Source organism: Oleiphilus sp. HI0125, from assembly GCF_001635355.1.
This window is the reverse complement of record NZ_LWGF01000363.1, coordinates 1-925: the sequence shown is the minus strand read 5'-3', so window position 1 is coordinate 925 and position 925 is coordinate 1. Positions and strand designations below refer to the sequence as shown.

The 925-nt window shown below is 45.7% G+C and carries 2 protein-coding genes; both read left to right on the top strand.

Going from position 1 to position 925, the window contains the following annotated elements; genetic code table 11:
* The coding region (locus A3762_RS05100) for an urease accessory protein UreE (protein WP_068754402.1) at nucleotides 1–349 on the top strand (349 nt) is incomplete at its 5' end.
* A 15-nt stretch (nucleotides 350–364) separates the two neighbouring features.
* Nucleotides 365–925, top strand: a 561-nt coding sequence (locus tag A3762_RS05095) for an urease accessory protein UreF (RefSeq protein WP_068754400.1), incomplete at its 3' end; no start/stop codon positions are given.

Genomic DNA, 925 nt, shown 5'->3' with positions numbered 1-925 from the left:
AGCGGTAACAACCGCTGGGCAGGATATCGGCCTATTTTTAGAGCGGGGCAAAGTCCTGAGAAATGGCGATATTCTCGAGACTAAAGATGGTGAACTCGTTCTTGTTCAATCTGCCAAAGAGAACTTGATCGAAGGATCATGTGACGATTGGTTGGTTTTCAGCAAATGCTGTTATCACTTGGGCAATCGACATGTGCCTATTCAAATCGATAAATTAAGCCTGCGTATGCGGCCTGATTACATATTAGAAGAAATGATGCAGCAGCTAGGGCTATCTACGAAGACTGTAGAAGCTGGGTTTGACCCTGAGTCAGGCGCCTACGCCGGTGGCCATCATCACCATCATTAAGAGAGTAATATTAAAATGATCGGCTTACTGTATTTGGCTAGCCCGACTCTGCCCATAGGGTCGTTTGCCTATTCTCAGGGGCTTGAGAAAGTCATTGAGACGGAGCGAGTGAGCGATCGTGAAAGCTTGCGCGCTTGGTGTTTTGATTATATTCGACTCGGTCTTTGTCAGCTCGATATTCCTTTGCTAAGTAAGTTATATCACGCTTTGGAAAACGAAGATCAGAGCGAATTTGAAGATTTGAATGAGCTCGTTTTCGCTAGTCGTGAAACAAGTGAACTGTATAGCGAGGAGCTTAATCTTGGGCAAAGTCTTCGGCGTTTGATCCGCACTCAAGACGCTATTACGAGTTTGCCTATAGTAATGCCTTCGAAACCAAGTTTCCTAGCTGCGTACGCGTATGCTGCAAAAGGTTTAGGTTTGTCTATTAATGAGCTTAAGGTGGCCTTTCTCTGGAGTTGGTTAGAAAACCAGGCCGCAGTTGCTTGTAAGGCTATCCCTCTTGGTCAGACTGACGCGCAGTCTATATTACTTGAGTCTCGAGAGCTTATCGAAAGGTCTATTTCTGCGGGTGAG